The following is an 18,671-nucleotide window of genomic DNA, read 5'->3' on the forward strand; positions in this document are numbered from 1 at the left end:
GACAGCTGAAAGCGCTTCGCGTTAGAATGAACGCGCGTACATTATGATGGCATCAGAGGCTCCAAGAAGAAGCGGAAAGATGGTTTTGCGATGAGGAAGCAAGTAGCGGACAAGGCGGGCGTTTCCGAGGCGACGGTCTCGAGGGTGTTCAGCGGATCCGAGGCGGTGAAGCCGAAAACCCGCGAGCGGGTGCTGCAGGCGGCAAGCGAGCTGGGCTACGTGCCGAGCGAGCTGGCGCGGCAGTTCGCGAAGCGGCGCAGCGGCAATATCGGAGTCGTGCTTCCGTACCTGCCCAAGGTGCAGCTGTTCTCGACGTATTATTTCTCGGAAATTCTCGGCGGCATCAGCGAGGCGGCGCGGGAGCTCGGTTCCGACCTGCTGCTGCTGCAGCGCAGCCCGGACGAGCGGCGGGAATACGGGCTGCTGTTCCGGCAGCGCAAGGTCGGCGGCCTGATCGTGCTCGGCGCCCGCGACGGCGAGGAGGAGCGAGAGGCGCTGCTGGAGCTGGAGCGGGACGGGCATGCCTACGCGCTCGTCAATCAGCGGATGGAAGGGCTCGAGCAGCGGACCGTGGAGGCGGATCATCGGGAAGGAAGCCGGCTGGCGACGGCGCATCTGCTGGAGCAGGGCTGGAGCCGTCCGGCGTTTGTCGGCGGTCCGCCGGATTATTCCAACAGCCGCGACCGGCTGCTCGGCTACCGCGATGCGATGAGCGCCGCCGGCGCGGAGCGGCTCGAGCCGCTCGTCGGCAACTATAGCCGCAAAAGCGGGCTGGAGATGGCTGACGCTGCGGCTCGGCTGATTCGCAGCGGCGAGGCCGACGCGCTGGCGGCGGCGAACGACCGCATGGCGATCGGCCTGCTGCAAGGAATGCGGCAGCTCGGGCTGGAAGCCGGCCGGGACTATGGCCTGGCCGGCTACGACGATTCCGACGGCGCGAGGCTGACGCAGCCGGCGCTGACGAGCGTTTCGGCCAGCTTTTACGAGATGGGCCGGCTGGCGGCGAGGATGGCGCTCGGCGAGCTGGAGCGGCCGGACCGGAAGCTGCCGCCGCGGCTCGTCGTGCGGGAGTCGAGCCTGAAGCGGGATGTCGAGCGGAATTGACCAATTCAAGCGAAACGGGGAGAGGCATATGGCGCAAGCGGAAGTGAAGAACACCCTTCGGATCGGCATGATCGGCTACAAGTTCATGGGCAAGGCGCACAGCAACGCCTATCGGGCGCTGCCGATGTTTTTCGGCGGCGCTCCGCTGCTGCCGGAGATGGCCGTACTGTGCGGGCGTGATGCCTCCGCGGCCGAGACGGCGAGAGCTCAGCTCGGCTGGCGGGAGCTGGAGACGGACTGGCGCAAGCTGGTGGAGCGCGACGATCTCGATCTGATCGACATCAACGCGCCGAGCGACGCGCATCTGGAGATCGCGGTCGCGGCGGCGAACGCGGGCAAGCATCTGTTCTGCGAGAAGCCGCTGGCGCTCTCGCTGGCGGATGCCCGCACGATGCTGAAGGCGGCCGAGGATGCCGGGGTCAAGCATATGACCGGCTTCAACTACCGCTTCTCGCCGGCGGTGAAGCTGGCGAAGAAGCTTGTGGAGGAAGGGCGGCTCGGACGCATCTATCATTTCCGCGCGTGGTTCCTGCAGGACTGGATCGTCGATCCGGACTTCCCGCTCGTATGGCGGCTGCAAAAGGAGATCGCCGGCTCGGGCTCGCATGGCGATCTCGGGGCGCATCTGATCGACCTGGCCCGCCATCTGGTCGGAGAGTTCGACGAGGTGGTCGGCATGAGCGAGACGTTCGTCAAGGAGCGTCCGCTGCCGACGGAAATGTCCGGGCTGAGCGCGAAGGGCGGCGCGTCCGCGGATGCGCCGCGCGGCCCGGTCACGGTCGACGACGCCACGCTGTTCCTGGCGCGCTTCGCGAACGGGGCGCTCGGCAGCTTCGAGGCGACGCGCTTCGCGCCGGGACATCGCAGCACCAACTCGTTCGAGATCAACGGCAGCAAGGGCAGCGTCCGCTTCGACTTCGAGCGGATGAACGAGCTGGAGGTGTATTTCGCCGACGATGCGGAGGACGTGCAGGGCTTCCGGCGGGTGCTGTGCACGGATGCGGCCCACGCCTATTCGGAGGCTTGGTGGCCGGCCGGGCATACGATCGGATTCGAGCATACGTTCACGCATGAGATGCTGGAGCTGATGAGCGCGGTCGCGGAAGACCGCCAGCCGAGCCCGAGCTTCGTGGACGGCGTCAAGTGCCAGGAGGTGCTCGAGGCGGTGGAGCGCTCCGTGGAGGAGCGCCGCTGGGTGAAGCTGGCGGAGATGGAGCAAGGCTGAACGGCGGCGGAAGATCGGGAACCGGGAGAGGGGAAGAGAAGAAATGAATAAACAGGCATTGATCGTGCAAGGCGGCTGGGACGGCCATCAGCCCGCGGAGGTGGCGGAGCTGCTGGCCGGCGTGCTTCGCGGCGAAGGCTTCGAGGTGAAGGTCTCGGATACGCTGGACAGCTTCAAGGATGCGGCGCTGATGGCGTCGCTCGACCTGATCGTGCCGATCTGGACGATGGGCACGATCGAGCAGGAGCAGCTGAAGCCGCTGCTCGAGACGGTGCAGGCCGGCTGCGGGCTGGCCGGCTGCCACGGCGGGATGTCGGACGCGTTCCGTCAGGAGGTCGACTATCAGTACATGGTCGGCGGCCAGTGGGTCGCGCATCCGGGCAACGACGGCGTCCGCTACGATGTCGAGATGGTCGACGCGGACGATCCGCTGACGTCCGGCATCGGGACGATCGAGGTCGCCTCGGAGAAGTACTACATGCATGTCGATCCGGCGATCAACGTCCATGCGATCACCCGGTTCGGCGAGACGGAGATGCCGGTCGTCTGGACGAAGGGCTGGGGCGCAGGACGCGTCTATCACTGCACGCTCGGCCATCAGGCGAACATCGTCGAGATGCCGCAGGTGCTGGAGCTGATGCGGCGCGGCATGCTGTGGGCGGCAGAAGGAAAACAAGCGTCTCGGGAAGCGGCAGCCGGGACGGCTCAGGAGGAGACGCGATGAGCGGAAGCATGCGGAAGGCGAAGGTCGGCATCATCGGCTGCGGCAACATCAGCCGCATCTATTGCAAGAATCTGCAGGCTTATGAAGAAACGGAGCTCGTGTTCTGCGCCGATCTCGATCCGGCCCGGGCCGCGGAGCGCGCGGCGGAGTACGGCGTGCCGAAATCCGGCACGGCGGAGGAGCTGCTGGCCGATCCGGAGGTAGAGATCGTCGTCAACCTGACGATCCCGGCCTCGCATGCGCGGGTCAGCCTGCAGGCGCTGGAGGCGGGCAAGCATGTCTACGCGGAGAAGCCGATCACGGTGACGCGCGAGGAGGCGCTCGCGCTGCAGGAAGCGTCGCGCCGCACCGGCAAGCGCATCGCCGGCGCTCCGGAGACGTTCCTTGGCGGAGCGATCCAGACCTGCCGCCGGCTGATCGACGAAGGCGCGATCGGCCGTCCGGTCGCCGCCTCGGCGTTCATGCTGAGCGGAGGCCACGAGAGCTGGCATCCGGATCCGGAGTTCTACTACAAGCAAGGCGGAGGCCCGATGTTCGACATGGGGCCGTACTACCTGACCGCGCTCGTGACGCTGCTCGGTCCGATCGCTTCGGTCACCGGCTCGGCCGTGACGACTCACGCCGAGCGGCTGATCCGCAGCGAGCCGAAAAAGGGCACGCTCATCCAGGTCGAGGTGCCGACGCATCTGGCCGGCGTCCTGGATTTTGAAAACGGGGCGGTAGCGACGCTCGTGACGAGCTTCGACACCCCGGGAGGCACGACCGTTCCGCCGATCGAGATCTACGGCACCGAGGGCACGCTGCTCGTGCCGGATCCGAACGGCTTCGGCGGAGACGTGCAGCTGCGCCGGATCGGCTCGCCGGGCTTCGAGAGCATCCCGCTGACGCATGGCTATACGGACAACAATCGCGGCATCGGCGTCGCCGATCTGGCCCGCGCGATCCGCGAGGATCGGCCTCATCGCGCGAGCGGCGACATGGCGGCGCATGTGCTGGAGGCGATGCACGGCATCCATGACGCGGCGGCAACGGGCATCCGCTACCGCATGCGCAGCCGCTGCGAGCGGCCGGAGCCGATGCCAGAGCTGCAGCCGGAGGACGGCGCGGCGGCAGGCTGACGGCTTCCGCAGCGCGGATCGGCGAATGCGGATCGGCGGAAGGAATCGCCGGCGCGCGGAATTGGAAGGGTAAAGGCCGGATGCGGCAGCTGCCGCGCCCGGCCTAGTTGGTTTTGTCCAGCTCCTCGAGCTGGAAGGCGGTGCGGAAGCGCAGGCTGTCCGCCGGAGATCGCAGGGAGCGTCCGCTCAGCTGCTCGATTTTGGCGATCCGGTAGATGACCGTATTGCGGTGGACGAACAGCGCCTTGGCGGTGTCGGCGATACGTCCGTGATGCTCGTAGTAGGCGCGCAGCGTCCGGCGCAGCTCCTCGCTCTCCTCGGCGAGATCGAGCGCGCCGAACGTCTCGGCGACGAAGCGGCGGCGTTCCTGAAGCGGCAGCATCCGCAGCAGCTCGGGCAGCTCGCGCACATGGCTGAACTGGATGAAGCGCCGCTTGCCGCCGAGCAGGCCGGACTGCCAGGCGTCCTGCGCTTCCTGGAAAGAGCGCGCAAGAAAGCTCAGCGTCTCGGCCGGATTGCCGATGCCGCAGCTGAGTCCGGCGCCGAGCGCTTCCGCGGCTTGGCCGACGGCTCGCTGCAGCGGCGAGCCGAGCAGCGGCTCCAGTCCGCTCGCTCCGCCTGCCCGGCAAGGCTCAATCATCGCCAGGCCGTCCTGCTTGGCGAACAGCAGCCCGCCGAGACCGGCGGAGCGCGCGGCTTTTTTGACCGCTTCGTACAAGGCGTCCCGCTCGCGCCGATCCATCCGCTGCGGACTCGACTCGCCCCCCGCCATCAGGTCGGACGGCGGGTCTTTTTTGATGACGACGCAAACATAGGGCTGCAACGGCTGCAGGCCGTAGACGCTGCCCCGCCGCGCGATCTCGTCCTCCTGGACGATCAGCCCGTCGACGACATCGGAGAGGAAGTCATGCTTGTAGCGGCGCGAGCGCTCGCGCACGGCCAGCGTCTTGAGCAGCTCGAAGCTGGCGACGTTCGCCGCCTGCTCCAGCGTCTGGTAGACCATCTCGTCGGGAGAGCCGTCGCGGCATAAGGCCAGCAGCCCGCCTTGGAGCTGGGTCGTATGGATCGGCGCGGCGAGCACGCCGGACCAGCTGGAGCCGTGGCGATCCAGCGGGAAATAGACCGGGCGGAGGGAGGAGAGCCCTTGACTCTCGCGCAGCCTCCGGAAAATAGAGCTGCCGAGCGGCTCGCCCGTGCCGGAGGACGGCCGCTCGCTGGACATCAAGTCAGCGGGCCAAGCGCCGCCCGCACCGATGCTTGACGTCGCCAGCGGCTCTCCTTCGACCCCGAGCAGCAGCACGGGCAGGCCGATCAGGCGGCCGACGGCCTCGGTCAGATCCTGGAGGCTGCGCCCTTCCATGACGAGCTCGGTCAGCTGGCGATGGGCGAGCAGCGCATAGCGCATCTCCTCCGTGCGGAACTGCAGGATGCGGCCCATCAGCTGCTGCACCGCATCGGCCAGCGAGCAGTCCAGCCCCAGCTCCAGCAGCGGAAGCTGCTGGCGGTCCGCCGCTTCCTGCAGCCCGGCCGGCATGCGGTCGAAGTAGCGCTTCGTCTTGATGCCGAGGCCGGCGCAGCCGAGCCGGGCCATCTCCTCGATGAGGCGCAGCAGCATCTCCGGCTTGTCCTTGACGGCATAGGCGGTCGTGAGCAGCAGCTCATTCGGCTTCAGGAAGTCAAAAATATCCGGCGAATCCATCATGTTGACGCTGGCGACCATCCGGTCGAGCCCGCCCTTGCCGCCGATGAGCCGGGAGCTGCCGAGCACGGGCGCATCAATCAGATCTCCGATCCTCATCGTCCTTCTTCCCCTCGTCATATATATGTCAGATATTCAATCCTGCGAGAGTTCCTTTGGTCATTCGAGCCAAGGGGGCTCTATTTTTTCGTTAAGTATAACCAAAGACAGCAAGGGGAGCAATCCATTATGCTAGTTTCAAGTCAAATAATGTTAGAAAACATGACATAAACGGGGTGGAGACAGATGGGCACGATACTGATTCGAAACGGCTCCGTCCTGACGATGAACGACAGCCGAGAGCTGCTGGAGCCGGGATATGTGCTGGTGGAGGACGACCGGATCGTCGAGGTCGGCCGCTGGCCGCTGGAGGAAGGCGAGGCGAGGCTGCTCTCGCGGGCCGAACGGATCATCGATGCGGGCGGGATGGCGGTCATCCCGGGGCTGGTCAACGGGCATACGCATCTGTTCCAGACGTTTCTGCGCGGCGTATCCGACGAGTTCCGGCTGTCCGACTGGCTGCGGCAGGTGATCTGGCCGGGCTCGCTGGCGATGGAAGAAGAGGATTTTTATTTGGCGGCGATGATCGGCTGCATCGAGAACCTGAAGTCCGGCGCGACGACGATCATGGACCATCACTACATCCATACGTTTGAAGGCAATACGGACGGCGTGCTGCAGGCGATGCGCGAAAGCGGCATCCGAGGCTATCTGGCGCGGGGCGGAGTCGATCTGAGCTACGAGGAGCGGCTGCGCGAGGAGGAGGAGGACATCTTCCGCCGCACGGAGGAGGCGCTGGAGCGCTGGGACGGCGAGGCGGGCGGCCGGCTGCGGATCGCGATGGGGCCGCTCAATCTGTACGGCTGCTCGCGGCAGTTCCTGGAGCGGGCAGGCCGATTCAGCCGCGAGCGCGGGCTCATCGCCCACATCCATGTCGCGGAGACGAGCAGCCAGATTGAAAATACGCTGGAGCGCTTCGGCCTCCGCAACCTGGAGCTGGTCGAGGCGTCCGGCCTGCTCGGGCCGTCGACCCAGGTCGTCCACGGCATCTGGCTCAGCGACCGCGAGCTGGAGCTGATCCGGGATGCGGGCGCGTCCGTCATCCACTGTCCCGTATCCAACCTGTACCTCGCCTCCGGCGTCGCCAGAGTGCCGGACATGCTGGAGGCCGGCATCAACGTCGCGCTCGGCACGGACGGACCGGGCAGCAACAACTGCCAGGACAATCTGGAGGTGCTCAAGTTCACCGCCTGCCTGCACAAGCTGGATCGGATGGACTCGACCGTGCTGCCGCCGATGCAGGTGCTGGAGCTCGGCACGAGAGGCGGAGCGAAGGCGCTCGGCCGCGAGCATGACCTAGGCAAGCTCGCGCCGGGCATGAAGGCCGACATCGTCATCGTCGATCTGCAAAAGGCGCATATCGCGCCGGTGCACCGCATCTCCTCGGCGCTCGTGTACAACGCCAACGGCAACGATGTGCACACGGTGCTCGTGGACGGACGCGTCGTCGTCAGCGGCGGCCGCTGCACGCTCGTCGACGAGGCGGAGGTGATCCGCCGCGCCCAGAGCCGCGTTGATCGGCTGCGAAGCCGGCTGGCCGCCTCCTATCCGGCCTACGCCCAGCGGGGCTGACGCCGGATCGGAGGCGAGATCGACAGAAGATCCATAGAAGGGGGTCATCCATTTGGGAGATAAGGGCACGGCCCGTGAAAAAGCCCTCCTGCTGCTCGTCGAAGCGCTGTTTTACGCTCTGGCGCTTGCCGGGGCGCTGGCGGCAGGAGCGGCGGTGATGGCGGCGGCGGGCATCTCGCCCTGGTCGGCCTATCCGGTCCTGTGGGAGGGGGCGGCCGGCAGCGCGGACAGCATCAAGGAAACGCTCGTGAAGGCGACGCCGCTGCTGCTTACGGGGCTCGCCTACAGCTTCGCTTACCGCTGCGGCCTGTTCAACATCGGCGCCGAAGGCCAGCTCTACGCCGGAGCGCTCGCCGGCACGGCGGCGGCGCTGCTGCTGCCGCCGCTGCCGGGCTGGCTGCATCTGCCGCTGGCGCTGCTGTGCGGCATGGCGGGCGGGGCGCTCTGGGGCGGCATCGCCGGAGCGCTCAAGGCCGGCCGAGGAGCAAGCGAGATCATCAATACGATCATGCTCAATTATGTCGGCCTGTACGTCGTCAGCTACATGGTGACGGGGCCGCTGCGCGATGCCGGCGGGTCGCTGCCGCAGACGGCGGCGATTCCGCTGGCGGCGGAGCTGCCCAGGCTGCTCGGCTCGCGGCTGCATGCCGGCGTGTTCGTCGCGCTGGGCGCGGCGCTCATCGCCTATCTCCTGCTGCATCGCTCGGCATGGGGCTACGAGATCCGCTCTGCCGGCTCGAACCGGCGGGCGGCCGAGGTGATGGGCATGCCGGTGAGGCGCAACACCGTGCTTGTGCTCATGGCGAGCGGCGGCTTCGCCGGTCTGGCCGGGTGGGTCGAGATCGCCGGCGTGCAGCATCGGCTGCTGCAGAATTTTTCCCCGGGCTTCGGCTATGACGGCATCGCGGTCGCGCTGCTCGGAGGCGCGCATCCGCTCGGAAACATCCTGTCGGCGCTGCTGTTCGGCGGACTGCGCAGCGGAGCGAACGCGATGCAGCGCGCGACGGGCGCCTCGACTTCTCTCGTCTACGTCATCCAGGCGGTGCTCATCATCCTGCTGCTCTGCAACCGCTACTGGCTGGCCGGGGTGAAGCGGACGATCGTCGCGCGGCTCGTCGGCCGGCGGTCGGCGGAGCAATCCGGGCACTCCGGGCAATCCGGGCAACCCGGACAGAGCGCGGCTATCGATTCCAAGCTAGGAGGGGAAGGCGCATGAGCGCAGACGTATGGATCAACTACGCAGCGGCGGCAATCCGGCTGTCCGCGATCGTGCTGCTGGCTTCGCTCGGCGTGCTGTTCATGGCGCGCAGCGGCATCCTGAACATCGGCATGGAGGGCATGATGCTGATCGGCGCGCTGGCTGCGGTGCTCGGCTCGGCCGCCGGCGGCAGCGCCTGGACGGGACTGGCGGCCGGCGCTGCCGCGGGCTGCCTGATCGGCCTTCTGTTCGCCTTTCTCGTCGTCACGACCGGAGCGGACCAGGTCATCATCGGCACCGCGCTCAATCTGCTCGGCCTTGGCGTGACGACCGTTTTCGGGCGCAGCCTGCTCGGCATGGGCACGGAAGCGCGGCAGGCGGTCAGCCTGCAGCCGTGGCCGGTTCCGCTGCTGAGCGATCTGCCGGTCGTCGGACCGCTGCTGTTCCAGCACAATGCGCTGACTTATCTCGCCTTCCTGCTGCTGCCGGCCGTCAGCCTCGTCCTGTATCGGACGAACTGGGGACTCAGCGTGCGTGCGGTCGGCGAGCATCCGCTGGCCGCCGATACGCTCGGCGTGCGCGTGCATCGCATCCGCTACCAGTGCTGCGCCATCGGCGGCGTGCTGGCTGGACTTGCGGGGGCGGCGCTGTCGATCGGCATCTTGAACCAGTTCACGGAAAATATGGTGGCGGGGCGAGGGTTCATCGCCTTGTCCGCGGTCATCTTCGGCCGCTGGACGCCAGGGGGCACGGCGGCGAGCTCGCTGCTGTTCGGCGCTGCCGACGCGCTGCAGCTGCGCTTCCAGACGCTCGGCATCGAGATTCCGTACCAGCTGCTCCTCCTCTTCCCGTATGTGCTGACGATGCTCGCCCTATCCTGGTTCTCGGGCCGGACACGGGCGCCGGCAGCGACGGCCATGCCGTACAAAAGCGCCGCCAACCGCGCCTGAGCTTGCTCGAAGCCTAGATAAGGAGGGAACGCCATGCGGACAAACGGCAAAGCGGCGGGAGAAAGCATGCTCGCCACCCGCGGACTGACAAAGCGGTTCGGCTCGTTCACGGCGAACGACAGGCTGGACCTCGATATCCGACGCGGCGAGATCCACGCCATCCTCGGCGAGAACGGCGCCGGCAAAAGCACGCTCATGAACATGCTCTCGGGGCTGATCGAGCCGGACGAGGGCGAGATCCTCTTCAACGGAGCGCCGGTCCGCTTCGATTCGCCTCGCGCGGCGATGAGAGCGGGCATCGGCATGGTGCATCAGCACTTCATGCTCGTGCCGGCGCTGACGGCGGCGGAAAACGTAATGATCGGCCTGAAGCAGGGTCGCGGTCCGCTGTTCCGCAAGCGGCAGGCTTGCCGCGACATCGAGCGGCTGTCGGAGCGGTTCGGACTGCGGATCGATCCCCGGCGCAAGGTGCAGGAGCTGTCCGTTGGACAGCAGCAGCGCGTGGAGATCGTCAAGACGCTGTATCGCGGAGCCGAGTTCATTATTCTCGACGAACCGACGGCGGTGCTGACGCCGCCGGAGGTGGAGGAGCTGATCGTCATTTTGCGCCGCTTGCGGGAGCAGGGCAAGACGATCGTATTCATCAGCCACAAGCTGCAGGAGGTGATGAGCGTCTGCGACCGGGTGAGCGTGCTGCGCTCCGGCCAGCTCGTCGCCAGCCGGGACATCGCTTCGACGAGCGCCTCCGAGCTGGCCGCGCTCATGGTCGGGCGCGAGCTGAAGCCGGTCTCGAACCGGACGGCGCGCCGGCAAGGGCAGACGCATCTGAAGATGAAGGAGGTGCATGCGCCGGCGCCGGAAGGCCAGCCGCTGCAGGGGGTGTCGCTGGAGCTGCGGGAGGGTGAGATATTGGGCATCGCTGGCGTCGACGGCAACGGCCAGCGGGAGCTGTGCGAGGCGCTGCTCGGCCTGCTGCCGATCGCAAGCGGCGAGGTGGAGCTGGGCGGGAAGCGCCTGGAGCGGCCCAATCCGCGGCGGCTGGCGGAGCTCGGGGTCGGCTACATCCCCGAGGATCGGCATCGCGAGGGGCTGTGCCTCGATCTGACTATCGGCGAAAGCTTGATCGCCAAGTCCTATCGCAGCGCTCCGTTCAGCCGCTTCGGGCTGCTGCGCCGGCTTGAAATCCGCCAGGCCGCGGAGCAGGCGGTGCAGTCGTTCCGCGTGCGGACGCCGGGTCTGAGCAAGCCGGTGCGGGCGCTGTCCGGAGGCAATCAGCAGAAGGTCGTGCTGGCGCGCGAGCTGATGCTGGAGCCGAGCCTGCTGCTGGCGATGCAGCCGACGCGGGGCATGGACGTCGGCGCCGCCGAGCATGTGCGCGAGCGGCTGCTCGCCGAGCGCGAGCGCGGCTGCGCCGTGCTGCTGCTGTCGACGGAGCTGGAGGAGCTGCTCGCTCTGTCCGACCGCATCGCGGTGATGTACCAGGGCCGGCTGCTCGGACAGCTGGAGCGCGGCGAGTTCGACGCGGGCCGGATCGGCATGTGGATGGCCGGCATGGAGGGCTGACCGTTCAGGCGGGCGCGGCTCGCGGCTGGAGGAGGTTCATTTCAAACCAAAACGGGGGTCGATGAGATGGAACAGGCATACGGAATGAAGCAGCAGGAAAACGGCAGGAAGCGGCTCGGCAAGCGGAGCCGCATGAGGACGTCGCGGCTGATCGCGCTGCTGCTGGCGCTGACGCTGCTGCTGGCAGGATGCGGCGGCAACAAGGCGGCCGGAACGACTGCCAAGCCGGAAGCGGAAGCGGCGGGCAAGAGCGGCTTCAAGGTCGCCTTGCTGACGCCGGGAGCGGTGAACGACAACGGCTGGAACAGCGTCGCCTACAACGGCTTGCTGAAGATCAAGGATGTGCTCGGAGCCGATACCCAGCATTCGGAGAAGGTCGGGCAATCCGACGCGGCGGAGTTCATCCGCGGCTATGCGCAGGACGGCTTTCAGGTCGTGATCGGCCATGGATTCGAATACGCCGAGCCGATGATGGAGATCGCCAAGGAATTCCCGGACACCTGGTTCCTCGTGACGAGCGCCGCCGTCTCTCAGGAGCCGAACGTCGCCTCGATCAGCATCAACAACCGCGAGCAAGGCTATCTGATGGGCACGGCGGCCGCGCTGCTGTCCAAGTCGGGCAAGGTTGCCGCCATCGGAGGCACGGACATCCCGCCGATCACCAATTCCGTCGCCGGCTTCAAGGAGGGCGCGGAGGCGGCCGTGCCGGGCATCGAGGTGTTCACGGCGATGACAGGCAGCAACGATGACATCGCCAAGGCGAAGGAGACGGCCATTTCGATGATCGAAAAAGGCGCGGACGTCGTGATGGCGAATGCGAACGCGGCCGGCAACGGCGGCATCGAGGCGGCGAAGCAGAAGGGCGTGCTGTCGATCGGCTCCAATGTCGATCTGAATGCGCTCGCGCCGGACACGGTCGCCGTCAGCGTCATCCAGGACTACCCGGCGGCGATGGCGTCGGTCGTGAAGGACATCAAGGAAGGCCGCATGAAAGCGGAGCCCAAGATGCTGGGCGTCAAGGAAGGCGCCGTGTATCTGAGTCCGTACCACGGCTTTGAATCGAGCATACCGCAAGCGGTCAAGGACAAGATCGAGGCGGTCTTCGTCTCGCTCCATAGCGGCGAGCTGCAGGTCAAGAACGAACAATAGGAGGAAGAGACCATGAGCATGACAATCCCGAACACCTCGAACTACGCCGATCCGGCGCCGCTCAAGGACGGCGTCCTGGAGCATGAGTGGCATCCGGCCTGCTCGGCGGCCGAGCTGCAGCAAAAGCCTCTGTCCGTCATCGTGCTCGGCGAGCGCGTCGCCGTCTACCGCACGTCGCGGGGCGTGCATGCGCTGCGCGACCTGTGCGTCCATCGCGGGGCGATGCTGTCCAAGGGCTGGGTGGAGAACGACCGCGATCTCGTCTGTCCATACCATGGCTGGAAGTACGATGCCGACGGCAAATGCGTGTGCATCCCGGCGCAAGGCAAGGACGACCGCATCCCGCCGCGCGCCAGGGCGGTCAAATATCAGGCGCGCGAAAAATACGGCATCGTCTGGGTGTGCATCGGCGAGCCGGCCGCCGAGCTGCCCGACTTCGCTGAATTCGAGACGGCGGAATATCGGCCGCTCGTCTGCGGTCCCTACCGCGTGAACGCGGCGGGCACGCGCGTCATCGAGAACTTCACCGACTTCGCCCATCTGATGTATGTGCATGGCGGCCTGCTCGGCCATCCCGATTATGCGGAGCTGCCGGACTTCGAGGTGTACCGCGAGGAGGGGCGCGTCTACACCGGAGATGTGCCGATTTTCCAGCCGGTCGCCCACTCCGGCTCGGAGCATGCCGAGGGCACGACCTATGTGTACGTCAAGGAGGTGTTCCGTCCGCTGGCCGCGCGGCTGTCCAAGCGCGATGCGGCTACCGGCCAGACGCTGTGGATCATGCTGACGGTGCTGCCGGTGTCGGAGAAGGAGTGCCTCGTCTATATGCCGGTATCGCGCAACTATGCGTTCGACGTGGACGATCAGAGCTTCATCGACTTCCAGGATACGGTATTCGAGCAGGACAAGTGGATCATCGAGACGCAAAAGCCGGAGCTGCTGCCGCTTGACCTGCAGGCCGAGCTGAACCATAAGGCTGACAAGCTGTCGGTCGCCTATCGGAAATGGATCGCCGGCATGGGCATGCGCACCTGCATGGCCTAGCTCCAAAAGCCCTGTTTTCGCGGAGGTCGCGAAAACGGGGCTGTCGGGGCTTGTTCGGCCCAATAGGCCGGAACGCTCGCAAGCCGGACGGCATGCGGCAAGGCGGAAAGATCAGCTCTGCTGCGACTGGCTGTGCAGATGCCCGTGCAGCTTGCCGACGAGCGACTGCTGCTCGGCGGCCGCGCTGTCCTTCCAGATCATCTCGAACAGCACGCCGAGGCCCGGAAGGGCCTTTTCGTCGCTGTCGATGGAATCCCGGATGATCTCGCTCAGCTCGCCTTCGGACTTGTCCTGCACGATCTGCGTAATCGCCTCTCGCAGGTTGAATTGGCTCATCGCTTGCTCATTCCTCCTTGAATTCGGATCTCCGTTAGGTTGTCCGTCCCGGGCCGCGGACATTCGGGAAATCGCCTGCCGTATGCTATAATGGATGCCATCAGAGCGGATTGGAAAGGCGGGAAGGTAAGGCATGCGCAAAAAGCAGTTTGCCGTCATCGGCATGGGCCGCTTCGGCTCAAGCGTCGCCCAGGCGCTGTCGGAGATGGGCTTCGAGGTGCTCGCCATCGACAGCGACGAGGAACGGATCCAGGACATGGCGCCGATCGTCACCCATGCGGTATCGGCCGACACGACCGACGAGGAGGCGCTGCGCGCGATCGGCATCCGCAACTTCGACGTCGTCGTCGTCGCCATCGGGGAGGACATCCAGGCGAGCATCCTGACGACGCTCATCCTCAAGGATCTCGGCGTGCCGCAGCTGATCGTCAAGGCGCAGAACGAGCTGCACGGCAAGGTGCTCGGCAAGATCGGCGCGGACCGCGTCATCTATCCGGAGCGGGACATGGGGCTGAGGGTCGCCCATCATCTGATCTCGCCGAGCGTGCTCGACTTCATCGAGCTGACGCCGGAGCACGGCATCATCGAGTTCGAGGCGCCGGACGCGATGCTCGGCCGCACGATCAAGCAGCTCGACATCCGGGCCAAGTACCAGTGCAACGTGCTCGGCATCAAGGCCGGCGGCAAGATGGACATCACGCCGATGCCGGATCAGGTCATCCGCAGCGGCGACGTGCTCGTCATCGTCGGCGCCAACAAGGATCTGCTGCGGCTCGAGGTCGAGTTCGCCGTGACGCGCGAGGTGAAGAGCCGGTGATCGAGGCGCCGCTGACGATCGCCTCGACCGCCAATCCCAAGGTCAAGGCATGGGCCTCCCTGCAGGAAAAGAAGCATCGCGACCGGCTCGGCCAGTTCCTCGCCGAAGGGCCGCATATGATCGCTGAGGCGCTCTCCTGCGAAGCCGCCGTGCGCGCCGTCGTCTACGACGCGGAACGGGGCTTGCCGCCGGAGCTGGCGGAGCCGCTGCGCCTCTACGGCAAGGCCGTCGAGCTCGTCGCGGCCTCGCGCGCCGTCGTCGCGAAGTGCGCCGGCACCGACTCGCCGCCGCCGGCATTCGCCGTCGTCGACAAGCCGTCGGCGGACCGCTCGGCGCTCTACCGCGAGCGCGGCTTCGTCGTCGTGCTGGACGGCGTGCGCGACCCCGGCAACGCCGGCACGATCATCCGCAGCGCGGACGCGGCCGGAGCCGACGCGGTCGTGCTGGGCCGAGGCTGCGTCGACCTGTACAACCCCAAGGTCGTGCGCTCGACGATGGGCTCGCTGTTTCATCTGCCTGTGCTGGAGGGCGATCTGGCCGAGCTGCTGCCGGAGGCGCGGTCGCGCGGGATGAAGCTCGCGGGCACGAGCCTGCAGGCGGCGCGCGGGCTGTACGAGTGCGACTTGACGGAGCCGACCTGGCTGCTGCTCGGCAGCGAGGCCGACGGACTGTCGCCGCTGTCGCTGCAGCAGATGGATTACGGCGTCCTGATCCCGATGAAGGGACGCAGCGAATCGCTCAATGTGGCGATGGCCGCCACGATCGTGCTGTACGAGGCGATGCGGCAGCGAGATTTTTAAACCAGGATAGACGGGAAGAAGCGCAGCGCATCGCGGCTGCATTTCTTCCCGTCTTTTAGGTTGTATAAAGAAGCTACTGCCGACGACTCTGCATGCGTCGCTCCAGGCGCCGTTAAAACTCGCGGTCTAAATACCCAGGAACCGGTTCATACTGGTAGCATGTAGGAAAATAATAGACTCAAAAAACAGAAGCCAGACGTTTCGGAATATGCTATCATGAGTTATGCAAACGTTTGAACAACAACTTGAACGAAAACAACGATCAAAAGGGTGATGGATAAAATGACGCATAACATCCGCTGGTGGAAGGAAGCGGTCGCCTACCAGATCTATCCGCGGTCCTTCATGGACAGCAACGGCGACGGAATCGGCGACATCCCCGGCATCATCTCGAAGCTCGACTATCTCAAGGGGCTCGGCGTCGGGCTGATCTGGATCTGTCCGATCTACAAGTCGCCCAACGACGACAACGGCTACGACATCTCGGACTACCAGGACATCATGGAAGAGTTCGGCACGATGGCGGACTTCGACCGGCTGCTGGAGGAGACGCATGCCCGCGGCATGAAGCTCATCCTCGATCTCGTCATCAACCATACGTCCGACGAGCATCCGTGGTTCATCGAGTCGCGCAGCTCCCGCGACAGCGACAAGCGGGACTACTACATCTGGCGCGATCCGCATGCCGAGACGGGAGCCGAGCCGAACAACTGGGAGAGCATTTTCGGCGGCCCGGCCTGGGAGTTCGACGACAAGACCGGCCAGTACTTCATGCACATCTTCTCGCGCCGCCAGCCCGACCTCAACTGGGAAAACGACGCCGTGCGCCGCGACCTGTACGATATGGTCAACTGGTGGCTGGACAAGGGCATCGACGGCTTCCGCGTCGACGCGATCTCGCATATCAAAAAAGTCGAAGGCTTCCCGGACCTGCCGAACCCGCAAGGGCTGCCGTACGTGCCGAGCTTCGACGGGCATATGAACCGCGAGGGCATCCACCGCTTCCTCGCCGAGCTGAAGGAAGAGACGCTCGCCAAGCATCCCGAGGCGGTGACCGTCGGCGAAGCCAACGGCGTGACCGCCGACGATGCGGAGGCATGGGTCGACGAGCGCAAGGGCGCCTTCAACATGATTTTCCAGTTCGAGCATCTCGGCCTCTGGAACCGCAGCCCGGAGGGCGGCCTCGACCTCGCCTCGCTCAAGGAGACGCTGACGCGCTGGCAGAAAGGGCTGGAGGGCAGCGGCTGGAACGCGCTGTTCCTCGAGAACCACGACCAGGCGCGCTCCGTATCCACCTGGGGCGACGACGGCGTCTACTGGAAGCAGTCGGCCAAAACGCTGGCGACGATGTACTTCCTCATGCAGGGCACGCCGTTCATCTACCAGGGGCAGGAGATCGGCATGACGAACGTGCAGTTCCCGTCGATCGAGGACTACAACGACGTCGCGATCAAGAACCTGTACCGCTACGAGACGATGAACGGCAAGAGCCATGAGGACGTCATGCGCGTCATCTGGAAGACCGGCCGCGACAACTCGCGCACGCCGATGCAGTGGAGCGCGGACGACCAGGCCGGCTTCACGACGGGCGAGCCTTGGCTCAAGCTGAATCCGAACTACACGCATATCAACGTGCAGCAGGCGATCGACGACCCGGACTCGATCTACCATCACTACAAGCGGCTCATCCGCCTGCGGACGGAGCATGAGGCGCTCGTCTACGGAACGTACGATCTCGTCCTGGACGACCATCCGCAGATCTACGCCTACACGCGGACGCTGGACGGCGAAAAGCTGCTCGTGCTTTGCAACCTGAGCTCGTCGGAAGCCCATGCGGAGCTGGCCGGCGAGCTGGAGGGCCGCCGCACGGAGCTGCTGCTCGCGAGCGAGCTGGCCGACGCCGAGGCGCCGATCGCGCAGCTGTCGCTGAAGCCGTACGAGTCGCGCGTCTACCGGCTCGCGCCTGTCGCCGGATCGGACAGCCCCGCGCCGTCCGCAGAGGACGGCAGCTCGGAAGCGGTCGGCACGATCTGACTTAGAGCCTAAGCACCATCAACGTCCGCGGACCCGCGGGCGTTTTTTGGCTTGGGCCGCGGCGCGAGGAGGACCGGAGCCTTGCCGAACCGTCGTCGGGTCGTGTAGAATTACGCCCAAAGACTCTAACGGCTAGAGGGCAGAAGGGCGTGCAGCTATGACTTATGACATAACGATCACATTCAAGCCGCTTCACGAGGCGATGAGCAGCCTACATGCCTACATCTGCCGCCAGTCCCACAAAAAGCTCGATCTCCCGGCGGCGTGGGCGGCAGAGGTCAAGGCAAGGCTGGAGCCGCAGTTCGCGGAGCTGCTGGACGAGCTGGCGATCAACGCCGACTGGAAGCTGACGTTCCTGCTCGTGCATCTCAGCCCGGCGGAGGATGCCTCAGGCTTCGCGGCCTGGCTGCGCGGGCAAGGGGCGGGAGAGCTGTACGAGCGGCTCGCGCCGTACTGCAGCCAGTTTCCCAAGGATATGGCGGCGTTCCGCGACTTGACCGCCTCCGTCTTCGAGCGCTGGGAGGAGCAGTACTTCCGCAGCGTCGACCGGGAGGCGATCGTCCGGCTGGGAGCGGTCTGCCGCGAGCGCAGGACGGCGCTGGCGGATGCCGACGATCTGGACAAGTATGTGGACGAGACGACGAACGGCCTCCGCTTCGAGCCGATCGACGGGCTGCGCGAGCTCGTCCTCATTCCGCAGATGCATTTCCAGCCGATCAACGTCATCTTCCATTTCCGGCGCATGACGATCTGTTATTATGCCGCCCGGATCGATCTGAGAGAGGACGAGTTCCTCTCCGCCCATGACTTCCGGATTATCCGCAGTCTCGGCGAGCGGAGCCGGCTCAAGATTCTCCGCTTCCTGCACGGCGGTCCGCGCAGCTTCATCGAGATCGTCCGCCACCTGCAGCTGTCCAAGGGAATCACCCACGACCATATCGGCAAGCTTCGCAGCGCCGGCTTGATCCATGCCCATTTCGAAGGCGAGACGCTGACCGTCTACAGCTTGCGGAAGGGCGCTCTGGAACGGATGCAGGCTGCATTGAAAGCGTATATCGAAGGCTGACAAGTCCTTCCCCCGACTCGACGATCGTTCGTCGTTCGGAGGAAGGGCTTTTTTATTTCATTCTCTAACCACAGAATTTTTTAACAGTTCTCTATTTACAGAACCGATAGAGGCTCCTATAATGGGGATATTCATTCAAAAAACATACTTAATCAATCGGAATTGAATCATTC

At 65.6% G+C, this 18,671-nt stretch carries 16 protein-coding genes; 14 read left to right on the plus strand and 2 right to left on the minus strand.

What is annotated here, in order from left to right; genetic code table 11:
• Positions 1-90: 90 nt before the first annotated feature.
• Genes GE073_RS07185 through GE073_RS07200 form a run of 4 tightly spaced genes read left to right on the plus strand, consistent with a single transcriptional unit; the run spans position 91 to position 4,171 of the window.
• Positions 91-1,104: a LacI family DNA-binding transcriptional regulator gene (locus tag GE073_RS07185; protein ID WP_153783137.1), complete on the plus strand. Its 1,014-nt coding sequence runs from the start codon at positions 91-93 to the stop codon at positions 1,102-1,104.
• Between the two features lie 28 nt (positions 1,105-1,132).
• Entirely contained in the window at positions 1,133-2,329 is a 1,197-nt protein-coding gene (locus tag GE073_RS07190) for a Gfo/Idh/MocA family protein (protein ID WP_043111634.1), read from the plus strand.
• Between the two features lie 43 nt (positions 2,330-2,372).
• Entirely contained in the window at positions 2,373-3,053 is a 681-nt protein-coding gene (locus tag GE073_RS07195) for a ThuA domain-containing protein (RefSeq protein WP_153783138.1), read from the plus strand.
• 8 nt (positions 3,054-3,061) lie between these two features.
• On the plus strand, positions 3,062-4,171 hold the full coding sequence (locus GE073_RS07200) for a Gfo/Idh/MocA family protein (protein ID WP_153784694.1): 1,110 nt from the start codon (positions 3,062-3,064) through the stop codon (positions 4,169-4,171).
• Positions 4,172-4,274: 103 nt separating this feature from the next.
• On the opposite strand, the gene GE073_RS07205 is transcribed toward GE073_RS07200, so the two are convergent.
• Complete coding sequence (locus GE073_RS07205) at positions 4,275-5,969, minus strand: PucR family transcriptional regulator (RefSeq protein WP_194843299.1); 1,695 nt, start codon at positions 5,967-5,969, stop codon at positions 4,275-4,277.
• A gap of 186 nt (positions 5,970-6,155) precedes the next feature.
• On the opposite strand from GE073_RS07205, the gene GE073_RS07210 reads away from it, so the two are divergent.
• The 6 genes from GE073_RS07210 (at position 6,156) to GE073_RS07235 (ending at position 13,445) form a co-directional block, all read left to right on the plus strand.
• Positions 6,156-7,541, plus strand: coding sequence for an amidohydrolase family protein (locus GE073_RS07210; RefSeq protein WP_028600005.1), 1,386 nt, complete (start codon positions 6,156-6,158; stop codon positions 7,539-7,541).
• A 52-nt stretch (positions 7,542-7,593) separates the two neighbouring features.
• Entirely contained in the window at positions 7,594-8,757 is a 1,164-nt protein-coding gene (locus GE073_RS07215) for an ABC transporter permease (RefSeq protein WP_228551346.1), read from the plus strand.
• Positions 8,754-9,689: an ABC transporter permease gene (locus GE073_RS07220; protein ID WP_101808771.1), complete on the plus strand. Its 936-nt coding sequence runs from the start codon at positions 8,754-8,756 to the stop codon at positions 9,687-9,689. The genes GE073_RS07215 and GE073_RS07220 overlap by 4 nt, the downstream gene beginning before the upstream one ends.
• 33 nt (positions 9,690-9,722) lie before the next feature.
• Positions 9,723-11,252 (plus strand): ABC transporter ATP-binding protein, encoded by a 1,530-nt coding sequence (locus GE073_RS07225; RefSeq protein WP_101808772.1) that lies wholly within the window; start codon positions 9,723-9,725, stop codon positions 11,250-11,252.
• 84 nt (positions 11,253-11,336) lie between these two features.
• On the plus strand, positions 11,337-12,401 hold the full coding sequence (locus GE073_RS07230) for a BMP family protein (RefSeq protein ID WP_228551348.1): 1,065 nt from the start codon (positions 11,337-11,339) through the stop codon (positions 12,399-12,401).
• Between the two features lie 12 nt (positions 12,402-12,413).
• On the plus strand, positions 12,414-13,445 hold the full coding sequence (locus GE073_RS07235) for an aromatic ring-hydroxylating dioxygenase subunit alpha (RefSeq protein WP_228551350.1): 1,032 nt from the start codon (positions 12,414-12,416) through the stop codon (positions 13,443-13,445).
• A gap of 111 nt (positions 13,446-13,556) precedes the next feature.
• Here GE073_RS07235 and sspI read toward each other — a convergent pair whose 3' ends face one another.
• Positions 13,557-13,781, minus strand: a complete 225-nt coding sequence (gene sspI / locus GE073_RS07240; protein ID WP_028600000.1) for a small acid-soluble spore protein SspI — start codon at positions 13,779-13,781, stop codon at positions 13,557-13,559.
• A 133-nt stretch (positions 13,782-13,914) separates the two neighbouring features.
• Here sspI and GE073_RS07245 point away from each other — a divergent pair, with 133 nt between their 5' ends.
• The 4 genes from GE073_RS07245 to GE073_RS07260 all read left to right on the plus strand — a co-directional run bounded on the left by GE073_RS07245 (position 13,915) and on the right by GE073_RS07260 (position 18,498).
• Positions 13,915-14,598, plus strand: coding sequence for a potassium channel family protein (locus GE073_RS07245; protein ID WP_028599999.1), 684 nt, complete (start codon positions 13,915-13,917; stop codon positions 14,596-14,598).
• Positions 14,595-15,398 carry a TrmH family RNA methyltransferase gene (locus GE073_RS07250; protein ID WP_228551351.1) on the plus strand — a complete coding sequence of 268 codons (804 nt, stop codon included), beginning with the start codon at positions 14,595-14,597 and terminating at the stop codon, positions 15,396-15,398. The genes GE073_RS07245 and GE073_RS07250 overlap by 4 nt, the downstream gene beginning before the upstream one ends.
• Positions 15,399-15,680: 282 nt before the next feature.
• Positions 15,681-17,432: a glycoside hydrolase family 13 protein gene (locus GE073_RS07255; protein ID WP_323744195.1), complete on the plus strand. Its 1,752-nt coding sequence runs from the start codon at positions 15,681-15,683 to the stop codon at positions 17,430-17,432.
• A gap of 157 nt (positions 17,433-17,589) precedes the next feature.
• On the plus strand, positions 17,590-18,498 hold the full coding sequence (locus tag GE073_RS07260; RefSeq protein WP_028599988.1) for an ArsR/SmtB family transcription factor: 909 nt from the start codon (positions 17,590-17,592) through the stop codon (positions 18,496-18,498).
• Positions 18,499-18,671: the final 173 nt, after the last annotated feature.

The organism is Paenibacillus sp. B01 (assembly GCF_009649995.1).
In the GTDB taxonomy this organism is placed as follows: Bacteria; Bacillota; Bacilli; order Paenibacillales; family Paenibacillaceae; genus Paenibacillus_O; species Paenibacillus_O pasadenensis.

What these genes read in the sequence shown, in the direction of transcription:
- GE073_RS07210 (WP_028600005.1), top strand. Translation starts at nt 6,156, where the DNA reads ATGGGCACGATACTGATTCGAAACGGCTCCGTCCTGACGATGAACGAC.
- GE073_RS07225 (WP_101808772.1), top strand. Translation starts at nt 9,723, where the DNA reads ATGCGGACAAACGGCAAAGCGGCGGGAGAAAGCATGCTCGCCACCCGC.
- GE073_RS07245 (WP_028599999.1), top strand. Translation starts at nt 13,915, where the DNA reads ATGCGCAAAAAGCAGTTTGCCGTCATCGGCATGGGCCGCTTCGGCTCA.
- GE073_RS07220 (WP_101808771.1), top strand. Translation starts at nt 8,754, where the DNA reads ATGAGCGCAGACGTATGGATCAACTACGCAGCGGCGGCAATCCGGCTG.
- GE073_RS07200 (WP_153784694.1), top strand. Translation starts at nt 3,062, where the DNA reads ATGCGGAAGGCGAAGGTCGGCATCATCGGCTGCGGCAACATCAGCCGC.
- GE073_RS07190 (WP_043111634.1), top strand. Translation starts at nt 1,133, where the DNA reads ATGGCGCAAGCGGAAGTGAAGAACACCCTTCGGATCGGCATGATCGGC.
- GE073_RS07205 (WP_194843299.1), bottom strand. Translation starts at nt 5,969, where the DNA reads ATGAGGATCGGAGATCTGATTGATGCGCCCGTGCTCGGCAGCTCCCGG.
- GE073_RS07195 (WP_153783138.1), top strand. Translation starts at nt 2,373, where the DNA reads ATGAATAAACAGGCATTGATCGTGCAAGGCGGCTGGGACGGCCATCAG.
- GE073_RS07185 (WP_153783137.1), top strand. Translation starts at nt 91, where the DNA reads ATGAGGAAGCAAGTAGCGGACAAGGCGGGCGTTTCCGAGGCGACGGTC.
- GE073_RS07235 (WP_228551350.1), top strand. Translation starts at nt 12,414, where the DNA reads ATGAGCATGACAATCCCGAACACCTCGAACTACGCCGATCCGGCGCCG.
- GE073_RS07255 (WP_323744195.1), top strand. Translation starts at nt 15,681, where the DNA reads ATGACGCATAACATCCGCTGGTGGAAGGAAGCGGTCGCCTACCAGATC.
- sspI (WP_028600000.1), bottom strand. Translation starts at nt 13,781, where the DNA reads ATGAGCCAATTCAACCTGCGAGAGGCGATTACGCAGATCGTGCAGGAC.
- GE073_RS07230 (WP_228551348.1), top strand. Translation starts at nt 11,337, where the DNA reads ATGAAGCAGCAGGAAAACGGCAGGAAGCGGCTCGGCAAGCGGAGCCGC.
- GE073_RS07260 (WP_028599988.1), top strand. Translation starts at nt 17,590, where the DNA reads ATGACTTATGACATAACGATCACATTCAAGCCGCTTCACGAGGCGATG.